Here is a 691-nt window from a genome sequence, read left to right on the forward strand (position 1 = left end):
ATCATGTCGATGTGCCAGTTCCTCTTGATGACATCCGAACTACTTGGTGTCGTCGCTAAGGCAGGTGGCGACATGCAATACGATTGGATGCGCTATCTTGTGACACGATACGAGCCGACCGACGGGCCGCAGACGCAGATGGTGGCCTTTATGCGATCGCTCTTCGGCGAGCGTGTGCTGACGAATGCAATGGTTAAAAGCACGGCCATCTCTGACGCCTCGATTACAAAGCAAACGCTATACGAGGTTCCACGCGAGCAATTCACCCGGTCAACATACGATCGCGCACTCGAATCAATGAATCAGGTGAACGCGGAAATAGAGGCTCTGGTCGAAAAGGCATGGAGCAACTGAGAATGGGGCGCAAACACCTTCTTGAACACTTGATTTCTCCACCCGAGACCTTGCCCAGTGCTCCGCAAGCCATACGGAAGCCGATGCCGCGGGGGGTTGTTGGTCGGCGCAATGAGTGAATCGGTCGAGACGATGGTGGCCGATCTACGAGATGCCAAGGAAAAGCTCGAAACCGGAGATGTGATCGTAGAGATTGATACCGATCTCATCGACCTTCATTCATCACCGATCGCATTGGTGAAGACGATGAAATGGACGCGTTCGTCGCGACCATTCGAGACCAAGGCCAGCGCACTCCGATTCTTCTCAGACCGCATCCGGAGAGCCGAGGGCGCTA

At 54.6% G+C, this 691-nt stretch carries 2 pseudogenes; both read left to right on the forward strand.

The features are described 5' to 3' along the window. Window positions 1–354: pseudogene (locus RT91_RS19380) on the forward strand (plasmid partitioning protein RepA); the annotation flags it as partial. A gap of 111 nt (window positions 355–465) precedes the next feature. Further along, window positions 466–691: pseudogene (locus RT91_RS21815) on the forward strand (hypothetical protein); the annotation flags it as partial.

The sequence above is a fragment of the Acidiphilium sp. JA12-A1 genome, from assembly GCF_000724705.2.
Taxonomy (GTDB): Bacteria; Pseudomonadota; Alphaproteobacteria; order Acetobacterales; family Acetobacteraceae; genus Acidiphilium; species Acidiphilium multivorum.